Annotated in this window: 15 protein-coding genes; all 15 read left to right on the top strand. The window is 46.5% G+C overall.

Annotation, left to right across the window (positions count from 1 at the left end):
* The first annotated feature begins 102 nt into the window (after positions 1–102).
* Positions 103–1,383, top strand: a complete 1,281-nt coding sequence (locus EK374_RS10890; RefSeq protein WP_127023193.1) for an endonuclease — start codon at positions 103–105, stop codon at positions 1,381–1,383.
* Between the two features lie 116 nt (positions 1,384–1,499).
* Positions 1,500–2,552 (top strand): succinylglutamate desuccinylase, encoded by a 1,053-nt coding sequence (astE, locus tag EK374_RS10885; RefSeq protein ID WP_127023190.1) that lies wholly within the window; start codon positions 1,500–1,502, stop codon positions 2,550–2,552.
* Positions 2,553–2,965: 413 nt separating this feature from the next.
* Positions 2,966–4,150 (top strand): thiamine pyrophosphate-dependent dehydrogenase E1 component subunit alpha, encoded by a 1,185-nt coding sequence (locus tag EK374_RS10880; protein ID WP_127023187.1) that lies wholly within the window; start codon positions 2,966–2,968, stop codon positions 4,148–4,150.
* Complete coding sequence (locus EK374_RS10875; protein ID WP_127023184.1) at positions 4,150–5,127, top strand: alpha-ketoacid dehydrogenase subunit beta; 978 nt, start codon at positions 4,150–4,152, stop codon at positions 5,125–5,127. Before EK374_RS10880 ends, EK374_RS10875 begins: the two co-directional genes overlap by 1 nt.
* 10 nt (positions 5,128–5,137) lie before the next feature.
* The gene (locus EK374_RS10870; protein WP_127023181.1) at positions 5,138–6,718 is read left to right on the top strand and encodes a dihydrolipoyllysine-residue acetyltransferase; all 1,581 of its coding nucleotides are present in this window, start codon (positions 5,138–5,140) and stop codon (positions 6,716–6,718) included.
* 234 nt (positions 6,719–6,952) lie between these two features.
* The gene (locus tag EK374_RS10865) at positions 6,953–8,779 is read left to right on the top strand and encodes a protein kinase domain-containing protein (protein WP_127023178.1); all 1,827 of its coding nucleotides are present in this window, start codon (positions 6,953–6,955) and stop codon (positions 8,777–8,779) included.
* 14 nt (positions 8,780–8,793) lie between these two features.
* Positions 8,794–10,620, top strand: a complete 1,827-nt coding sequence (locus EK374_RS10860; RefSeq protein WP_127023175.1) for a M1 family metallopeptidase — start codon at positions 8,794–8,796, stop codon at positions 10,618–10,620.
* A 69-nt stretch (positions 10,621–10,689) separates the two neighbouring features.
* Positions 10,690–11,370 (top strand): SIMPL domain-containing protein, encoded by a 681-nt coding sequence (locus tag EK374_RS10855; RefSeq protein ID WP_127023172.1) that lies wholly within the window; start codon positions 10,690–10,692, stop codon positions 11,368–11,370.
* Between the two features lie 107 nt (positions 11,371–11,477).
* Positions 11,478–11,951 (top strand): GAF domain-containing protein, encoded by a 474-nt coding sequence (locus EK374_RS10850; protein WP_127023169.1) that lies wholly within the window; start codon positions 11,478–11,480, stop codon positions 11,949–11,951.
* Positions 11,948–12,256 carry a hypothetical protein gene (locus tag EK374_RS10845; RefSeq protein ID WP_127023165.1) on the top strand — a complete coding sequence of 103 codons (309 nt, stop codon included), beginning with the start codon at positions 11,948–11,950 and terminating at the stop codon, positions 12,254–12,256. The genes EK374_RS10850 and EK374_RS10845 overlap by 4 nt, the downstream gene beginning before the upstream one ends.
* Before the next feature lie 6 nt (positions 12,257–12,262).
* Positions 12,263–12,985, top strand: a complete 723-nt coding sequence (proQ, locus tag EK374_RS10840; RefSeq protein ID WP_127023162.1) for an RNA chaperone ProQ — start codon at positions 12,263–12,265, stop codon at positions 12,983–12,985.
* 16 nt (positions 12,986–13,001) lie between these two features.
* Positions 13,002–15,020 (top strand): carboxy terminal-processing peptidase, encoded by a 2,019-nt coding sequence (prc, locus tag EK374_RS10835; protein ID WP_127023159.1) that lies wholly within the window; start codon positions 13,002–13,004, stop codon positions 15,018–15,020.
* Between the two features lie 108 nt (positions 15,021–15,128).
* A complete protein-coding gene (nhaC, locus tag EK374_RS10830; RefSeq protein WP_127023156.1) occupies positions 15,129–16,622 on the top strand; it encodes a Na+/H+ antiporter NhaC in 1,494 nt (497 codons plus the stop codon).
* 71 nt (positions 16,623–16,693) lie between these two features.
* On the top strand, positions 16,694–19,276 hold the full coding sequence (pepN, locus tag EK374_RS10825) for an aminopeptidase N (RefSeq protein WP_127023153.1): 2,583 nt from the start codon (positions 16,694–16,696) through the stop codon (positions 19,274–19,276).
* Entirely contained in the window at positions 19,276–19,497 is a 222-nt protein-coding gene (locus EK374_RS10820) for a DUF2835 family protein (RefSeq protein ID WP_127023150.1), read from the top strand. Before pepN ends, EK374_RS10820 begins: the two co-directional genes overlap by 1 nt.
* The last annotated feature ends 130 nt before the right edge of the window (positions 19,498–19,627 follow it).

Here is a 19,627-nt window from a genome sequence, read left to right as displayed (position 1 = left end):
CAAACCTGGGTTAATCTTGTGCTGCTTTGACACAGATGCAGAGCTACATGGGGGAGCATAAAGCCTACCTCCACAGCATAACAAGAACTCACAGGGTTTATAATGAAACAAATCATACACCTATCGCTGCTTGCTGCAGCGCTCTACAGCAGTACCAGCTTTGCCAATCTACTGATCACTGAAGTGTTGTACGATGCTCCAACTAATGACAACACTGAAGAATTTGTCGAACTTTATAATAACAGCTGTACTGCCATTAATTTGCAGGGCTATAGCCTGCAGGATAATGGCGGCAGCTTTAATTTGTCTGGCACTGTAGCGCCGCGCAGCTACTTTTTGGTGGCAAAAAACAGTGCGGCTATGCAAAGCCTGTATGGCAAAACACCGGAGCTCGCTGGTTTAACACTGGCGTTTGGTAACAGTGGTGATTACGTCAAATTAAGAAATGGCAGCACAGAAGTCGATGCTGTGGGCTGGGAAAATGGCTTATCCGGCTGGTCCATCAATGCTGTGGATAAATCCATTAGCCGCAATAAAACCACTGATAATAATCTGGCCTCAGATTGGGTGGTGTCTGCTAATTATGGTAATCCGGGCACCGGCGTATTCACTACAACCTGCAGTGGCGGTGGCGATACAGGAGGAGGCACTCCACCTGTTGTTAATCAGCCTACTTATTACGCTGCTGCTGTGGGTAAATCAGGCACTGAGCTAAAAGCTGCGTTAAATAACATATTGCGTGGTCATGTGCGTTTAACCTATAGCCAGGTGTGGGACGCGCTTTCCTATTCAGATGAAGATCCAAACAACAGCAATAACGTGATTCTGCTATACGCAGGCCGCTCTGAAGCTAAAACATTCCGCGCCGGCCAGACCAATTCGTTGGATGCCTGGAACCGCGAGCATGTCTGGGCGAAAAGTCATGGTTTCCCCAGTGAAAGCCAATACGCCTATACAGATATTCATCACCTGCGACCTGCTGATGTATCTATTAACTCCAGTCGAGGCAATAAAGACTTTGATCTAGGTGGCACAGCCTTAGCCGAATCGCCGGAAAACAAAACGGACAGTGACAGCTTCGAGCCACGCAACGCTGTCAAAGGCGACGTCGCCCGTATGATGTTTTATATGGATGTGCGCTATGAAGGCGGCGATGAAACTATTACGCCAAACCTGATTTTACGTAATTTTGCACCTACAGGCAGTTCAGCGCCTGAAATGGGCAAACTCTGTGTCCTGTTGCAATGGCATCTACAAGATCCGGTGGACAGTTTCGAGATCCGTCGCAATAACCGCATTTACGAATGGCAACAAAACCGCAATCCCTTTATCGATAACCCACAATGGGCGCAGTCGATTTATGGCGCAAGTTGCGGTCTTTAATAGCGGCTTCTGCCTCAAGCTGCTTTTCGAAAGAAAAGCAGCTTGGACTGTGACAGGGGGCAAGCTAGAATAGGGCAACTTATAAAAGCGTTTAAGCGCTAGCCTACGGAGCATCTATGAAGCCTGAAGAGTTGTTGCAGCAATTGCAGCAGACCCCTGATTTTCTAAAACTCAGCTTAGCCAACCCCGATTTTTTACCTTTCGCCAACTACTCACTTCCAAATGGTACTGAAATTCAAATCTGGGATACCGGAGTGATCTATTGTCAGCCTCAGCGCTTTGGTCAACAGGACATAGTGCTCAGCAGTGGTATACACGGCAATGAAACCGCGCCGGTAGAGCTTTGTTCTGAACTTTTAAATCAGGTATTGACTGGCACACTCTTGCTTACTGAGCGGGTACTGTTTTTATTTGGCAATCCACCTGCTATCAATGCCGGTGTGCGGGAAATCCAGGATAACCTCAATCGCTTATTCTCTGGTCATCACAGCAAAGAGCCAGGCGTATATAGCGCTGAACGCGAGCGGGCTAAAAAGTTAGAAACTTATGTGCTGAAGTTTTTTGAAGAAGCACCGCAAGGTTTACGTGAGCGTAAACTATATGATTTGCACACAGCTATTCGCGGCTCACGTTTTGAAAAGTTTGCTGTGTATCCGTTTTTACATGGTGCGGATTGGAGCAAGCAACAGTTTGAGTTTTTAAAAGCCTGTGGCGCCAATACAGTGTTATTGATGCAAACCCCGGCCAGTACCTTTAGCTATTTTGCCGCCCAAAGCTGTAAGGCGCATGGTTTTACTATAGAGCTTGGTAAAGTCAGGCCTTTTGGTCAGAACGACATGAGCCGTTTTGCAGAAGCGCAGGCGGCGCTCAGGGCTTTAATTTCAGGCGGCGAGCTTCACACCACAGAGTTTAATGAAGCCGATTTTAATCTCTATGAAGTGCGCCGTTCTATTAATAAAACCACGGACGCCTTCAAGTTGCATTTTGCCGATAACATTGAGAATTTCACTACTTTTGATGTCGGTACTCTTCTTGCCAGTGACGAGGGCGTTGAGTACAAAGTGGAAGTGGAAGGTGAAGCTATTATTTTCCCTAACCCTAAAGTGGCTATTGGTCAACGCGCTATGCTGATGGTAAAACCTGTTTGTGTGGCTGGAAAAGTGAGTTAAGCCACTGCCGAATGCTTTAGCAGAGTACAAAAACTCTGACAGCTGGCCACACTTTAGTGCATGGACCAGCTGTTTTTATTTCTGCCTCTGGTTGCAATGCAGTTTACGTAAAGGTAAAGTTGCGGCCGAAAAATACAAGAAAATAGCCATACTGTATAAAACACGTAAAACAAAAATAATGGTCAGGGCAAACGGGGAAACGCAATTTAGTTACCAAGAGTGGTCACCAAGCCACCGTATACCCAAAGTAATAGATGTTGTGGTTAGGCGACAAGCTATAGAGGCACCATGAGCATAGATAAACTATGTGATTGGGGCGAGAAAGCGCAGTCAACAACGCCAAAGCTTCAAGTACCAAGGGGATTGCGCCGATGTTTGTCACAGTCTGACGGATACAACCAAAAGAGACACCTATGACTAACCCCAATAACGCAACCATCTCTACAGTGCACACAGCTGAGTTTACCAGCGGTCACGCGTTACAAATTCCCACGCTGCGTATCTTGCAGGATGACGGCTCATTGTACCCGGGTGCCGAAGCGCCGCAACTTGATAAAGCCACAGCTCTTAAGATGTACGACAGCATGCAGTTTATCCGCATCCTGGACGAACGTATGCTGGCCGCTCAGCGTCAGGGCCGTATCAGTTTTTACATGCAGTGCTTAGGCGAAGAAGCCGCCACTGTCGGCAGTGCTGCTGCTTTGGATGATAAAGACATGATTATGGCGCAGTACCGTGAACAAGGCGCTTTGCGTTATCGTGGTTTTAGTCTGGAACAGTTTATGAATCAGCTGTTCTCCAACGAAAAAGATTTAGGTAAAGGCCGCCAGATGCCCGTGCATTACGGCAGCAAAGATATTTACTACATGACGATCTCATCACCGCTGGGCACCCAAATTCCTCAGGCCAGCGGTTATGCGTATGCGCAAAAGTTACGCGGACTGAAAAACACCACCATTTGTTATTTTGGTGAAGGCGCCGCCTCTGAAGGTGACTTCCACGCCGGTTTGAATATGGCGGCTGTGCACAAAGCGCCAGTGATTTTCTTCTGCCGTAATAACGGTTATGCCATTTCAACCCCTGCCAACGAACAATTTAAAGGCGATGGTATTGCCTGTCGTGGTGTGGGTTATGGCATGAAAGCCATTCGTGTCGACGGTGCTGATATTCTGGCTGTGTACAAAGCCACGCAAATGGCGCGTGACTATGCGCTGGAACATGAAGAGCCAATTCTCATTGAATCTATTGCCTACCGTTTAGGCGCACACTCGTCGTCTGATGACCCAAGTGGTTACCGCTCGAAAGAAGAAGAAGAGCTGTGGCGTAAAAACGATCCGATTTCCCGTTTCCGGTTATGGCTGGTGAAACAAGGCTGGCTGGATGAAGAAGCTGATAAAGCCAAGTCCGATGCGCTGCGTCAGGAAATTCTGGATGCATTAAAAGTGGCAGAAAAAGTGGCCAAACCTGGTATCGAACATCTGATGAGTGATGTGTACGAAACACCAATTCCACTTTTAAACGAACAATTAGAAGAATTAAAAGCACATATCAGAAAGTACCCGGATGCTTATCCGGTGACGGCGGGGAGATTTGAATAATGGCTAAGATGAATATGTTACAGGCGATCAACAACGCCTTAGATTTAGCCATGGCCAAAGATGACGGTGTAGTCTGTTTTGGTGAAGACGTTGGCCACTTTGGTGGTGTATTCCGTGCCACCAGCAAGTTACAGGAAAAATACGGCAAAGCCCGTTGTTTCAACACCCCTTTAACTGAACAAGGCATAGCGGGTTTTGCTAACGGTATGGCAGCTCAGGGCATGAAACCAGTGGCTGAAATTCAGTTTGCTGATTATATCTTCCCGGCCTTTGACCAGATTGTGAATGAAACGGCGAAGTTCCGTTACCGCTCAGGCAATGAGTTTAACGTCGGTGGTTTAGTATTCCGTACTCCATACGGTGGTGGTATAGCCGGTGGTCATTACCACAGCCAGTCGCCTGAAGCATATTTTGCTCATACACCAGGTTTAAAAATTGTGGTGCCACGCGACCCGGCTCAGGCTAAAGGTTTGTTATTAGCTGCGATTAACTGCCCGGATCCGGTGATTTTCTTTGAACCAAAGAAACTGTACCGCGCCTCTGTCGGCGAAGTATCAGAAGAGTATTACGAAATTCCACTGGGCAAAGCAGAAGTGCTGCAACAGGGCAAAGACGTGACTGTATTAGCCTGGGGCGCGCAGATGGAAATTATCCAAAAAGCTGTGGATATGGCACAAGCTGAAGGCATTTCCTGTGAAGTCATTGACCTTCGTAGCATTCAGCCATGGGATGTTGACACTGTGGCCGAATCAGTGATGAAAACCGGCCGTTTAGTTATCAACCATGAAGCACCATTAACAGGTGGTTTTGCCGCTGAAATCGCATCGACTATTCAGAAGAAATGCTTCCTGCATCTGGAAAGCCCGATAGAACGGGTCTGTGGCTTAGATATTCCGTACCCGCTGGCACTGGAAAAAGAATATGTGCCCGATCATCTGAAAACTTACGAAGCGATAAAACGCTCGGTGAACTTCTAAGGACAGCCAGATGAAAAAAGATTTTATTCTGCCGGACATTGGCGAAGGCATAGTCGAGTGTGAAATCGTGGAATGGCTGGTGAAAGAAGGTGATCGTATCACTGAAGACCAGCCGGTTTGTGACGTAATGACCGACAAAGCTTTAGTGCAAATCCCCGCTGTGTACGACGGTGTAGTGACCAAACTTTATTACGCCAAAGGTGATATCGCCAAAGTTCATGCACCTTTGTTTGAAATGGATACAGTCGGCGCTGCGCCTGTTGTTGCGGCTCCATCTGCTCCAGCTCAAGCAACTCCAGTTCAGGCAGCAGCTGCAGCCACGGGTAAACAGCTGGAAGACTTTATCCTGCCTGATATAGGTGAAGGTATTGTTGAATGTGAAATTGTTGAGTGGCTGATTAAAGAAGGCGATGTATTGGCCGAAGATCAACCCGTCTGCGATGTCATGACCGACAAAGCTCTGGTGCAAATACCTGCAAAATACGCTGGTAAAGTGGTGAAGCTACATTACGCCAAAGGTGAAATTGCCAAAGTGCATAGCCCGCTGTTTCAGCAGGAAATTGCTGGTGCTTCGACTTCTGTTGTGGCTGTTGTTGCAACGCCCGTTGCTGCTCCGGTCTGTGCGGCCAAAGCAGCCTCTGTTACTGCAGCATCCACTGCAGCTCCAGCCGGCAATGGCAAAGCCTTAGCCAGCCCAGCAGTGCGTCGTTTAGCCCGTGAACTTAGCATCGACTTATCCTTAGTGCCTGGCTCTGGCGACAAAGGCCGGGTCTATAAAGAAGATGTCAAAGCTTATGCCAATGGCGGAGCTACTTCTGCTGTAGCCAAAGCTGAAGCGACGCCGGTTAAAGCTGCTGCAACCGCAGCTGTTGTTTCCAGCTCTGGTGGCAGTCGTGTGGAGCCTATCAAAGGTATTAAAGCGGCTATGGCGCGCCAGATGCAGGATTCGGTCTCGACTATTCCGCATTTTACCTACTGTGAAGAAATTGATTTAACAGAGCTGATTGCACTTCGCAGCCAACTGAAAGATCAATATGCCAAGCAGGGTATTAAGCTGACATTGATGCCGTTTTTTATGAAAGCCATGTCGCTGGCGATTAAGCAGTTCCCCATTATGAACAGCCAGGTCAATAGCGACTGTTCAGAGCTGACCTATTTTGATGACCACAATATTGGTATAGCAGTGGACTCTAAAGTGGGTTTACTGGTGCCGAATATCAAAGGTTGTCAGAACAAATCCATAGTGCAAATCGCTCAGGAACTGACCAAGCTGACAGACGCAGCCCGTGAAGGCCGTGTCAGCCCGGCAGAACTCAAAGGTGGCACTATCACCATCTCCAACATTGGCGCTATTGGTGGCACTGTGGCGACACCTATTATCAACAAGCCGGAAGTGGCGATAGTAGCGCTGGGTAAAACCCAGTTGTTACCACGCTTTAATGCCAAAGGTGAAGTGGAAGGCCGCTCTTTGATGCAAATCAGCTGGTCTGGTGATCACCGTGTCATAGACGGTGGCACCATAGCCCGTTTCACTAACTTGTGGAAAAGCTATCTGGAACAACCGTCTTCCATGTTGTTATCTATGGTCTAAACCATTGATAAATAGCTGGTCATTGACTTAGTTCTTTGCTACAAAACCCGGATGATCGAAACTCATCCGGGTTTTTCGTTTTAAGGGTATTTGTCTGAAACTAGTGCAGACCCAAGTAATTGGAACTGCAGCGAGGCGACAAGTCATTGAGTCCCCATGAACATAGATCACTATGTGATTGGGGCGAAAGCACGCAGTCAACAATGCTGCGGTTTCAAGTACGCTGGGTAATGCATGGATAAACATCAGCTTCGTAACTTCTATATCCCCGAAGAGCAATCGGTTTACTTGCTCAACGCCAATGACGCTAAAAAGCTTAAAGACTGGGTGGCGCTCTGTATTTCTGAACTGGAGAAACTGGGTTACCGTCAAATCGAGCTGGTCGGCAAGGGCGCTTATGGTTTTGTCTTTGCCGGTCTTGATCAGAAACAGCAGGATGTGGTGTTTAAATTCTCCCGTATTAATCTGCCGCCTCATATTCAGGAACGTTTAGCCGACGAAGGCTATATGTTGTCACAGGCGGCTCATCCGAACGTGCCGCCATTTTTTACTTATCAGCTGGTAAAAAAGCAGGGTATTTTAATGATGGGCCGCGCCAAAGGTGTGGATCTGGAGCAATACAGCCTGAAACAGGGCCGTATGCCGGTGCGGTTATTACTGGATATTGCTACTCAGCTTGCGAGTTTATTGCTGGCACTGCGGCGTCATAAAAAAGACGGCGAAATTGCGCCTATAGTGCATGGTGATATTAAGCCATCCAATATCGTCTACGATGAGAGCACCAATCAAATCAGTCTGGTCGATTGGGGCTCGTCGGTGTTTGCTCAGCTCGACAGTGAAGGTCATTATATTGGCACCAACGTGATGCAACTGATGTCAGCCGATTTGCAAACATCCAACGCCCGTTTAGGTGATGTGTATTTTATTGGCCCGGAGCAGCGAACCGGTGCTTTATCCAGCCCACGTTTTGATGAGCAGGGAGTGGCCAGTACTTTGTATGCCTTAGCGTCGGGCCAATCCTGTCGTTTTGGTCGCAAAGCGATACCTGCACGAAGCCTGGGTTTACCGATGGAATTTGCCACTATGCTCGACAGCATGCTGGCGGATGATTTGCTGTTGCGCCAGCAAGCCGGTGATTATTTCTTAAAAGCTATGCCTCGCTTAAACCATCTGGTGACGCCAGATTTGCCGCTGTTAAGCACTGAATCTGTATTGCCGGTCTGGATCAGCGAGAAAGCACAGGAGCTGGATACTGTGGTCTATTCATCGCGTAAATCCTTTTTGCGGGAGCACAGCGACGAAGAAGGCATTCAGTACATAGACGATGTGCAGCTGGAGCGTTACTACAAAAACTACCTTGAAGGTATGGGCGAAACCGAAAAAGCTTTTGTGGCTGCTGTCAGTCGTTTAGGCCGTTATCCAGTGGTCGGTGGTATAGCTATTCATTGGCAAAGCACAGGGGTTTATATCGACTCCAGCCTTAATTTGTTTGACGAGCGCCTGCAAAAAGCCTTTGCTGTGGCTGTGAACAACGTGGTGCAACTAGCGCGATCCATTGCCAAAGTCGGTATTTTTAAAGCCTGTTTATTTGACGCCCGCCAGACCATCCATATAGCGCGCGACAGCATAGATTTGCCTTTTGTGGTGCCAGTAGGCACAACGCTGAAGTACGAGCTGGGCCAGAGCCAACTAGACGATAGCAGCGCTCAGCACAGTTATTTTGAAGATGGTAAAGATCCAGACGAACAACTGGTGTTGCCGGATAGCATTATGGACGACCTGGCTGCGCTAAATTTAATCCGCCATACCGGCTGTATTATTTTTGAAGTGACGCCTTTGTATATGAAAATACACAACTATTACCGTTTGCTTGAGCCCGCAGCTGAAGCGCAATTTGCCGACTTGTTGCAAAGTATTCTGGCCAAGGTGCCTTTGATCAGTGGCGAAGGGGTCGGTGGTTTTATGAAACTACCGCACAAAGACACCCGGCATTTCAGTCACCAGAGCCAGCAGGAACTTTGTTATTATCCTGCCAATCCTATGAATTATCGTAAGAATTAGTTTCGGAGAAAAAAATGCGTGTTGTTCTATTGTTGCTGTTTATCCTCGCTGCCAAAGTTCAGGCAGGCGATCCTCATAGTTTCAGCAACTTTGCCTTAGTCAGTCACCCACAACTAACGCTGGATTTAACTGCTGATTTTGAAAAGCAGCAACTCTCTGGTTTTGTTGAGCTGCAACTGGACTGGCATCATCCGGATGTGCGAGAGCTTATTCTGGATAGCCGGGATTTGAGTATTGAAAAAGTTGTAGGGCAATCTGCTGAAGGCCGATGGTTGAAACTAACTCATAGCTTTGGGGAGAAATCGCCTGCTCACGGCCAGGCGCTACGCATAGAGTTTCCGGCCCAATTTCCCAAGGTGCGTATTTATTACCACACCAGCCCACAAGCCTCCGGCTTGCAGTGGCTGACCAAAGAGCAAACCAGCGAAAAACAACAGCCTTTTATGTATAGCCAGTCGCAGTCTATTCATGCCCGTAGCTGGATCCCATTGCAGGATACACCTGCAGTGCGGCTGAATTATCAAGCCCGTATTCATACACCCAAAGAGTTACTGGCCGTGATGGGTGCAGATAATAGTGCCAATACTGACAAAGACGGCGATTATTTTTTCCGTATGCCTCAGGCCATTCCTGCTTATCTGATAGCTCTTGCGATAGGGGATTTAGAATTCAAAGCCATGTCGGAACGCACCGGAATCTATGCCGAAAAAGTATGGCTGGATAAAGCAGTCACCGAGTTTTCGGATACAGAGCAGATGATGCAAGTGGCAAGCGCTATGTATGGCGAATACCCTTGGGGCCGCTACGACTTGCTGATTTTACCGGCCAGTTTTCCTTTTGGTGGTATGGAAAACCCGCGTTTGTCTTTTATTACGCCTACTGTGATAGCAGGTGACAAAAGTCTGGTTAGTTTAATAGCGCATGAGCTGGCACATTCCTGGTCCGGTAATTTAGTCACCAATGGCAGCTGGCACGAACTCTGGCTGAATGAAGGTTTTACTAACTATGTAGAAAACCGCATTATGGAGCAGGTATTTGGCCCAGAACGTGCCTTGCTGGAGCGTCAACTGTCGGTACAGGACTTAGAAAACGATCTCGACCAGCTAGAGCCAAAAGACACCTTATTGGTGACCGACTACACAGGCCGTGATCCTGACGACGCTTTTACTCAGGTGCCTTATGTCAAAGGTATGTTATTCCTGCAGTTTTTAGAGCAACGTTTTGGCCGCGCTGTGTTTGATCCGTTCTTAAAGAACTATTTCCAGACCTTTGCGTTTCAAAGTATGGATACCGAAAAATTCCTGCGTTATATGCGTAAAACCCTGCTGAATGACCCAGATATTGTTTCTATGGGAGAAGTACTGGAATGGTTGTATCAACCGGGTCTCGCCAGCACTTTTGTAGCGCCAGAGTCTGATGCTTTTAAACAGGTGGATCAACAACTGGCTTTATGGAAAAAAAGCGGCAAGCTGACGGATTTACAAACAAACAGCTGGAGTATTCACCATTGGTTACATTTTATTGGGCAATTGGCTGCTACTGTCGACACCACCCAGCTACAACAGCTGGACCAAGGCTTTGGTTTAAGCCAGAGTCAAAATGCGGAAGTAGCAACAGCCTGGTTTAAAGTGGCGCTGGCAAAAAACTATACAGAAGCTCAACCTGCGCTGGAGCAGTTTTTAATCAGAGTAGGACGGCGTAAGTTTGTAGTGCCTTTGTATCAGCAACTCAGTCAAAGTCCAAAAACTTTCGACTGGGCTAAAGTGGTGTATCAGAAAGCCCGGGCTGGTTATCACCCTTTAACTCAGTCGGCTGTTGATAAGGTACTGAAGCTTCATTAATTTTTAAGTAGCCGTTCAGCTAGCTAGGTTAATCTGTGCTGGATTGATAGTGTTTAACAGGATTAAAAAATGAAAACAAAATTAGTAGCTTTTCTGGTTTGTAGTCTGAGCTTTGTCGCTTTAGCCGATACGCCAGCGGTAAAAACCGTCACTGTATCCGGCTCTGCCGTGATGCAAGCCAAACCTGATGCGGTGCGTTTGAGCATGCAAATTCAGCAGACCTCAGAGAAAGTAAGTGATGCGAAACAAAAAGTCGATGATCAGGTGGCCGCATTAACGAAAGCTTTGCGTAAACTGGGTATAAAAGAGGAGCAACTGAACAATGCACCTTTGCGTATTCAACCTGATTATCAGCACGACCCTGAGCGCAAATTACCACAACGTTATGTGGTCAGCCGCGATATCACGGTGTCTTTAAATGACTTATCGCTGTACAGCACAGTGCTGCAACAAGCGGCTGATTTAGGCGTGACTCAGATGAATCAGGCTGAATTTTTAGTCAGCGAGTCCGATGAGTTGTATCAAAAAGCGCTGCAACAGGCTTTTACTCATGCCAAAACCAAGGCTGCTTTGTTAGCAAAAGCCAACGGTTTAAAACTTGGTTCTGCGCAAAAAATCAATGAACAGGGTTATGCTCCGGCGCCTGTGATGAAGATGGCCAGAGCCATGGCTGATGGTGCTGAAGTCAGCTTTGGTCAGACCGATATCAGAGCCGAAGTGTCAGTTGAGTTTGAAATGAACAGTCATTGATTGTTTATTAGACAAAAGTGGTTAAATCTTTTTGTGGCAGAGGTTTAAATTTCGCGACAAAACAAGTAATGTAGGGGCCTTCGTTGTAATGGTAGAACCTATATTTCATGCGTGAGCAAAAATCAGAATTTTATCAGCTGCTGCAACAGCAAGCTCAGTCTCTGATCGAAGACGAAACAGACCTGATTGCTAACATGGCAAATCTGAGTGCGTTGCTCTTTAATGAAATGCCTGATCTGAATTGGTCAGGCTTTTATATTTTAAGGGACGACGTTTTAGTGTTAGGACCCTTTCAGGGCAAAGTGGCCTGCGTACGTATTCCGGTCGGTAAGGGCGTTTGTGGCACAGCTGTGGCCAGTGGTGAAATCCAGTTGGTGAAAGATGTCCACGAATTTCCGGGCCATATTGCCTGCGATGCAGCCAGTAACTCAGAAATTGTGTTACCTGTACGCCATAACGGCAAGATTATTGCGGTGCTGGATATTGACAGTCCAAGCCTGGCTCGTTTTGATCTGGATGACCAACAAGGTTTAGCTGGGTTGGTTCAGCTGTTTGAACAGCATCTGGCGCGGACTTTATGAAAGATTTAGTTAATATTCAGGATTATTTATTCCAGGTTGCGGATGTTGGCGACTGGGAAGGTGAAGAAGAGATCGTCGCTGATCGGATCAACGCCATTTATCACGCAGTCTGGCGCCGTTTTCCAGATGATATCTTGTCGGCCGAAATTGACCATTTACTCAATGCAATCTGGAACGAACTACGAGGTAGTTTAGTTCTGTTAGAAGCAGATGAAGATGAACTGGTCGACTGGGCTATCTGTTACGTTAATAACCAAATAGAAGAAGGCATTAAGTTAGACGATGCCGCTGATGAAGAAGAGTAATTTTGCATGACAACCCCAACTGAACAAATCCAAGCTCAACCTGCAGGCAAAGATGTGAAACAAATCCTCGCCGAACTTAGCGAAAAGTTTCCTCTGTGTTTTAGCCAAAGCGGTGAAGCTAAACCTCTGAAAATTGGTATTTTTCAGGACTTAGCACAGCGGTTGTCTGAAGAAGATGGCATCAGCAAAACCCAAATCCGTCATGCTTTACGTCTGTATACCTCCAGCTGGCGTTATTTGTCTGGAGTCAAAGTGGGTGTAGCCCGCGTTGATTTGGACGGTCAGGCCGGTGATTTGATTGACGAACAACAGGCAACTCACGCTGCTGAAACTTTAGAGCAAAGCAAAGCCAAGGCTGCAGAAGTTCGCAAAGCTAAAGCTGCAGCAGAACGCGCTAAACACAAAGAGCAGCAAAAAGACCAGCCTAAGGCTCCGGCCTCAGACAAACCTGCTTACAAAAAATCTCCGTCAAATAAAGCCACTGTCTCAGCAAAAGCGGCCAGACTTCACTCTAAGCCTCAGACCACAGAAAAAGTGGTTACGGAGCAAGCGGTTGAACTTATTGCATTAAATACAGCCACATTAAAAGTTGGCAGTGCTGTGCAGTTAAAAGTAGGGCTGAAACCAGTGCCTGCAACTGTACTTGAAGTAGTTAAAAATGATGTTGTGGTGCAGCTTGCCTCAGGTATGGTGATTAAAACCCAAGGGGATAAGCTGTTCCAGGCTTAACAGAGATGAGTGTTCAATGAAAAAAATTTCCAGCTTAGCGGCATTTTTTCTGGTGATCGGTAGCAGCGTTGCTGCGCCGGTGATTTCTCCTGTACCAAATCTGGCACAGGAACCACAGCATGCAACCGCCAGTAAACGAGTGACCAACTATTTTACCCGCGAGCACTATTTAGGCTTGCGTATTGACGACGAGTTATCGTCAAAAGTTTTTGACCGCTACTTAAAAAGTCTGGATTTTTTCCGTAACGTTTTACTGAAATCAGACGTTGACGGCTTTGAAAAATACCGTAACGAGTTTGATAACGGTTTGGCGAAAGGGCAATTTGATTTCGCTTATCAAATGTTTAATTTGAGCATGACCCGCCGTCTTGAGCGTTATGATTATGCAATCAGCTTGCTGGATAAACCTTTTGATTTCACAGCAAAAGATAGCTATGAGTTTGAGCGTGAAGACGCACCTTGGGCTGCTGATGTAGCCCAGCTAAACGAGCTGTGGCGTCAAAAAGTGAAGTTTGATGCGCTGAATCTGAAGTTAGCTGGTAAAACAGCAGAAGAGACGACCAAGCTGCTGAAAAAACGCTACGAAAATGCCAAGAAGCGTTTGTTACAAACAGAAAGTGAAGATGTTTTCCAGATTGTGATGAACTCCTACGCCCGCAGCATCGAAGCGCACACTTCCTATTTATCACCACGCAACGCTGAGCGTTTCCAACAAGAAATGAACCTGTCGCTGGAAGGTATAGGGGCAGTGCTGCAAAGTGACGATGATTTCACTGTGATTATGAGTCTGGTGCCAGGTGGCCCGGCCGATATGACAAAAAAAATCAAACCAAAAGATAAAATTATTGGTGTTGCTCAGGGCGAAGAAGAATTTGTTGATGTAGTTGGCTGGCGTCTGGATGATGTCGTGGATCTGATCAAAGGTCCGAAAGGCTCGACTGTGCGTCTTCAGGTATTAGTAGGTGGCGATGCGTCCAAAGGGGTGCCTACTCAGATTTCTATTGTCCGCGATAAAATCCGTTTAGAAGACAGAGCGGCAAAAGCCGAAATTCTTGAACCTAAACTGAGTCCGTTGGGTAAAAAGATTGGCGTCATTAATATTCCAAGCTTTTACAATAATCTGACAGAAGATGTGAAGAAAGAAATAGCCAGCTTAAAGCAGCAGAATGTTGACGGTATTATTGTTGACTTACGTGGCAATGGCGGTGGTTCTTTACCTGAGGCTGTCACCTTAACTGGCTTATTTATTGATAAAGGCCCTGTGGTGCAGATCCGTGAAGCGGGTAACCGTATCAGCATCAGCCAGGATCAGGACGGTAGCGTATTCTACAATGGCCCTCTGACTGTGATGGTCGATCGCTACAGCGCATCAGCTTCGGAGATTTTCGCTGCTGCTATGCAGGACTATGGTCGAGCTTTGATTGTCGGCGAACATACCTTTGGTAAAGGGACTGTGCAACAGCACCGCGGTTTAGGCCGGGTTTACGATATGTTTGAAGAGTCTTTAGGTTCAGTGCAGTTTACCATTGCTAAGTTCTATCGCATCGATGGTGGCAGTACTCAGCACAAAGGTGTGATCCCTGATATTTTATTCCCATCGCCAATAGAACCGGGCGAGTGGGGCGAAAGCAAAGAAGAAAACGCCTTGCCGTGGGATAGCATCCCGGCTGCTCAGTACACAGCATCGGATGACATTAAAAAGGCTGTGCCGCTGTTACAGAAAAAGCATCAGGAACGTTTCAGTAAGGAAACTGAGTACAAATACCTGATGGACGATATTGCTCTGTATAACAAAGAAAAAGATGAAAAAACTATTTCATTAAATGAGCAGGAACGCCTGAAGAAAAAAGACGAAAACACTGCCCGCGATTTACAACGTGTCAATGAGCGTTTAACACGATTGAAGTTGCCAACAGTGAAAAACCTGGATGATTTACCAGAAGTGTTGGAGAAGCTGGATCCTCTGCTGGAAGAGACAGCTCAGATCACCGCAGATATGTTAAGTCTGGGGCATTTGGCAAAACGCGCTGACTAGATGAAGCTTAAGGGGTCAGAGTCAATGAACTGCAACAGCGTTCATTGACTCTGGCCCCTTTTTATAACAACAGAATTGGTGCTAACCAATCGTGATGAGAACAGATCCATGGAACAACTACCTGTAACACGCCAAATTAAAGCGCCGAGCTTTTTAGATGCCAGCATCCCTCTGATTGTGCTGGTCGTTTTACTTAGTCTGTCGGTTTATTTATATGGCAGCGATTCGTCTTATGGTGCCAATCAGATCGCTCTTTTTGTTGCGGCTTTTATTGGCGTGGTGATAGGTCTGAAAAATGGCTATAGCTGGGCTGATATAGAACAAGCTATGGTCAAAGGTATTTCTTTGTCATTAGGTGCCTTACTGATCCTTTTTTCTGTAGGTGCCTTAATTGGAACATGGTTACTGGCTGGTACTGTTCCTTCATTGATCTATTTTGGTCTGCAGTTGCTCGATCCCTCCTGGTTCTACGCAGCCAGCTGTTTGTTGTGTGCTGTAGTGGCGATCAGTATAGGTAGCAGCTGGACTACAGCGGCCACTATAGGTGTAGCGCTGATTGGTGTTGCCGCAGGCTTAGGAATGTCACCTGCTGTGACTGCCGGAGCTATAGTTTCAGGCGCTTATTTTGGCGACAAAATGTCACCGGTTAGTGAAACTACCAACCTTGCCCCTGCCGTTGCCGGTTCGAACTTATTTGACCATATCCGGCATATGACCTGGACCACTATTCCAAGTCTGTTAATCGCTCTGATTATTTTTGCCGTAATGGGGTTTAATGCCGATGCTTCAGCGGACGACTCACAAATTCGTGCGATCAGCGAAGCCTTGCAGCAGCATTTTGTCATCAGCCCAATGATGTTAGTGCCGTTGCTGGTATTGATGGCGATGGCTGTAAAAAAAGTGCCGGCTTTTCCTACCGTATTTATTGGTGCTATTTTAGGAGGTGTCTGGGCTGTGTTATTTCAGCCGCAATTGGTTGCAAAAATGGCGGATCCGCAACTCAACGGCGTACTGGCAACTTTGAAAGTGGTATGGTCTACCTTGCACGGCGGTTTTGTGATCGAGACCCAGAATGTCGAATTAGATAAGCTGTTGAACGGTGGCGGCATGGTAAAAATGCTCAACACCTGTTGGCTGATTTTTTCCGCCATGATGTTTGGTGCCGTGTTGGAACACACAGGTTTGTTACGCAAATTTGTTGAGGCTATTTTGCACAAGGCGCACAGTACGGGCTCATTAATTACCAGCACTATAGCTACTTGTATCGCGACCAATATTTTAACCGCTGATCAGTATATGGCGATCGTTATGCCGGGCCGTATGTTTAAAGAAGAGTACGAGCGTCGTGGTTTAGCGCCGGTGAATCTGTCACGCACTTTAGAAGATGGCGGTACTATTACAAGCCCATTGATCCCATGGAATACCTGTGGTGCTTATATGCATGGTGTACTGAACGTGAATCCGCTGGATTACGCCATGTATGCATTTTTTAACCTGATTAATCCGGTCTTGGCTGTTATTTATGCCTATATGGGTATTAAGGTGTTAAAGCTAACACCTCCAGACACGCCAATTACAGCGGCCGTACAAGGTAACAAATAATAATTAAGGCCAGTTTTAACTGGCCTTAATTTTGATGATTAAAAAGCTTGTGTTAAAAGAGAGATTTTTTGATGAGCCAGATAACAAGCCGTCAGGCAAAAAAGTTAAGTGACTATAAAGCTCCGGAATTTACTATTACCGACGTTGAGCTGAGTTTTGAGTTAAACCCTGAAACGACGGTGTTGACTGCTGTATACCAGCTGCAATCTGCCAGTGGCAGAGCAGGTACTTTAGCTCTGGATGGGCAAGAGCTGAAGCTGTTAGCTGTGTCTGTGGATGGTCAGTTATTAAATGCTGATGCTTATCAGGTTACTCCTGAGCAACTTATCTTGTCAGCTATACCAGCCAAAGCACAACTTGAACTTAAAATTGAGCTTAACCCTCAGGCCAATACGGCGCTGGAAGGTTTGTATTTATCCAATGGTGCCTATTGTACTCAGTGCGAAGCTGAAGGCTTCCGTCGTATCAGCTATTACCTTGACAGACCAGACGTCTTAGCCCGTTTTACCACTCATATTATTGCAGATGATAAAGCCTATCCTGCGCTGTTAAGTAATGGCAATCTGGTGCACTCAGAGTTGCTGCCCGACGGTCGTCGCCATGTCACCTGGGTAGACCCTTTTCCAAAACCAAGTTACTTGTTTGCCTTAGTGGCGGGGGATTTTGATTGCCTAAAAGGCAGCTATACCACAGGCTCTGGCCGTGAAGTTGCGCTGGAGTTTTATGTCGATAAAGGCAATAAAAACCGCGCTCAGTTTGCATTGGAATCGTTAAAACGTGCCATGTTGTGGGACGAGCAGACCTTTGGTCTGGAGTACGATCTGGATATTTATATGGTGGTTGCGGTCGACTTTTTTAATATGGGCGCGATGGAGAATAAAGGCTTAAATGTCTTTAACAGCAAATATGTGCTGGCCGATCAGGCCTCTGCCACAGACACTGATTTTTTTAATATTGAATCTATTATTGGCCACGAGTATTTCCATAACTGGACGGGCAACAGAGTCACTTGCCGTGACTGGTTTCAGCTGAGTTTAAAAGAAGGCTTAACAGTATTTCGGGATCAGCAATTCAGTGCTGACATGGGGTCTGCAACCTTAAACCGTATTGATGCTGTGAAAACCATTCGTACCGCTCAGTTTGCTGAAGATGCCGGCCCGATGGCGCATCCAATTCGTCCAGAGCAAGTGCTGGAAATGAATAATTTTTACACCGTCACAGTCTATGACAAAGGCGCTGAAGTCATCCGTATGCTGCATACCTTATTGGGGCAAGACGGTTTCAGAAAAGGTATGGATCTATACTTTAAGCGCCATGACGGTCAGGCTGTGACCTGTGATGACTTTGTTAATGCAATGCAGGATGCCAATGGTCGGGATTTAAGCCTGTTCAGACGCTGGTATCAACAATCCGGTACGCCAGAATTAAAAGCCTACAGTCAGTTTGATGCGAAAAAACGCGAATTTAAACTGCTGATGCAACAGCAGACACCAGCTACCGCCGATCAGGCCGAAAAGCAGCCTCTGCTGCTGCCTGTGCGCCTTGAATTGCTGGCCGAAGGGGTAAGCCAGTCTTACTTACTCGAAATGACTGAAGCTCAGCAGGAATTTTGTTTTGCTGTAAGTCAAAAACCAGTGCCTGTGCTTTTGGCTGACTTTTCTGCTCCGGTAAAATTGCAGTATCAGTACAGTATGGACGAGCTGTTGCAAATAGCCCGTGATGCCAAAGATGGGGTAGCGCGCTGGGATGCAATACAGCAATTGTGGCAAATTCAGGTCAAAGCTGCCATTGATGCAAAAAATTCTGCGGCGGACTATCAGTTACCGTCTGCTTTACTTGAATTTTATCGGCAGTTATTAGTCCAGCCTCTGGATGATTTAGCCTTTACTGCTGAATTATTGACAGTGCCAGCTTATGATATGGTTGCTGAACAATTTGATGAAATACCGGTACAGGAGCTGGTGCTGGCATTACAAAGCTTTACGCAACAACTGGCGAACAAATTGGCAGAGCAGTGGCAAAACTGTTATCTGTCTTTGCAGACAGAAGTCTATCAATACCAGGAGCAACAGGTTGCCAAGCGCGCTTTACGATCCGTCTGTTTACACTACCTGGCCTTCATGACAGACAAAGACGATTTGTTACGTCAGCAGTACGAGCAAAGCGACAATATGACTGATCAGTTAGCCGTGCTAAGGGCTTGTCGTAACGCCGGACATTTGCTGTTTTCAGAATTGATGAGCGCTTTTGAGCAGCGTTGGAACTCGGATGTGTTGGTATTGGATAAATGGTTTAACTTATCAGCCTCTTATCCGCAGCCATCAGTATTTGCGACGTTGGAGCAACTGACTAAACATCCACAGTTCAGTTGGCAGAATCCAAATCGGGTTCGGGCTGTTTTTGGTGCTTTTTATCAGCAAAACCCAGCTATGTTCCACTCCGAAGATGGCCGGGGTTATCAGGTGTTGGCCGATGTGGTGCTGAAAATGGATGCCATTAATCCTCAGGTTGCATCCCGTTTAGTCACGCCTTTATTGTCGTGGAAACGTTACCAAAGCGCTCGCCAGCAGCAGTTAAAATCTGTGTTACAGACTATGCTGAGTAAAGAGCTGAGTAACGATTTGTATGAGAAAGTGAGCAAGAGTTTAAGCTGATGCGACAGTATAAATTCCGACTGATGCTGGACGTGGATCAGTGTCTTGCCTTTTATCAGGGCATGTATACCGATGTGGTGGTTCAGGCTGAAAATGGTCAGACAGTGCAACTGCCGCTGCGGCATTTTCGGCCTTATATCAGCCATGCCGGTGTGAACGCACGCTTTGTATTAACCTTAACCGATCAGGGTAAGTTCAGCAGTTTAGAAAAAATAAATTAGAGCTATTACTTAAAACGACAACTTAAAACAAAGCAGGCAAAATTCTCCACTTTAGCTATTATTTTCATTCAGTTAGATGATCTTCATTCAACTGGTCAAACCGGATTGATTGGAAGTAAGGCGCTTTAGT

Source organism: Rheinheimera mangrovi (genome assembly GCF_003990335.1).
In the GTDB taxonomy this organism is placed as follows: Bacteria; Pseudomonadota; Gammaproteobacteria; order Enterobacterales; family Alteromonadaceae; genus Pararheinheimera; species Pararheinheimera mangrovi.
Note: the sequence above shows the minus strand (reverse complement) of the source record. Positions and strands in the feature narration are given on the sequence as shown.

Excerpts from the sequence above, each read along its gene's own strand:
- EK374_RS10870 (WP_127023181.1), top strand. The coding sequence starts at position 5,138 with ATGAAAAAAGATTTTATTCTGCCGGACATTGGCGAAGGCATAGTCGAG.
- prc (WP_127023159.1), top strand. The coding sequence starts at position 13,002 with ATGAAAAAAATTTCCAGCTTAGCGGCATTTTTTCTGGTGATCGGTAGC.
- EK374_RS10855 (WP_127023172.1), top strand. The coding sequence starts at position 10,690 with ATGAAAACAAAATTAGTAGCTTTTCTGGTTTGTAGTCTGAGCTTTGTC.
- EK374_RS10875 (WP_127023184.1), top strand. The coding sequence starts at position 4,150 with ATGGCTAAGATGAATATGTTACAGGCGATCAACAACGCCTTAGATTTA.
- EK374_RS10880 (WP_127023187.1), top strand. The coding sequence starts at position 2,966 with ATGACTAACCCCAATAACGCAACCATCTCTACAGTGCACACAGCTGAG.
- astE (WP_127023190.1), top strand. The coding sequence starts at position 1,500 with ATGAAGCCTGAAGAGTTGTTGCAGCAATTGCAGCAGACCCCTGATTTT.
- nhaC (WP_127023156.1), top strand. The coding sequence starts at position 15,129 with ATGGAACAACTACCTGTAACACGCCAAATTAAAGCGCCGAGCTTTTTA.
- proQ (WP_127023162.1), top strand. The coding sequence starts at position 12,263 with ATGACAACCCCAACTGAACAAATCCAAGCTCAACCTGCAGGCAAAGAT.
- EK374_RS10850 (WP_127023169.1), top strand. The coding sequence starts at position 11,478 with ATGCGTGAGCAAAAATCAGAATTTTATCAGCTGCTGCAACAGCAAGCT.
- EK374_RS10820 (WP_127023150.1), top strand. The coding sequence starts at position 19,276 with ATGCGACAGTATAAATTCCGACTGATGCTGGACGTGGATCAGTGTCTT.
- EK374_RS10865 (WP_127023178.1), top strand. The coding sequence starts at position 6,953 with ATGGATAAACATCAGCTTCGTAACTTCTATATCCCCGAAGAGCAATCG.
- EK374_RS10890 (WP_127023193.1), top strand. The coding sequence starts at position 103 with ATGAAACAAATCATACACCTATCGCTGCTTGCTGCAGCGCTCTACAGC.
- EK374_RS10845 (WP_127023165.1), top strand. The coding sequence starts at position 11,948 with ATGAAAGATTTAGTTAATATTCAGGATTATTTATTCCAGGTTGCGGAT.
- pepN (WP_127023153.1), top strand. The coding sequence starts at position 16,694 with ATGAGCCAGATAACAAGCCGTCAGGCAAAAAAGTTAAGTGACTATAAA.
- EK374_RS10860 (WP_127023175.1), top strand. The coding sequence starts at position 8,794 with ATGCGTGTTGTTCTATTGTTGCTGTTTATCCTCGCTGCCAAAGTTCAG.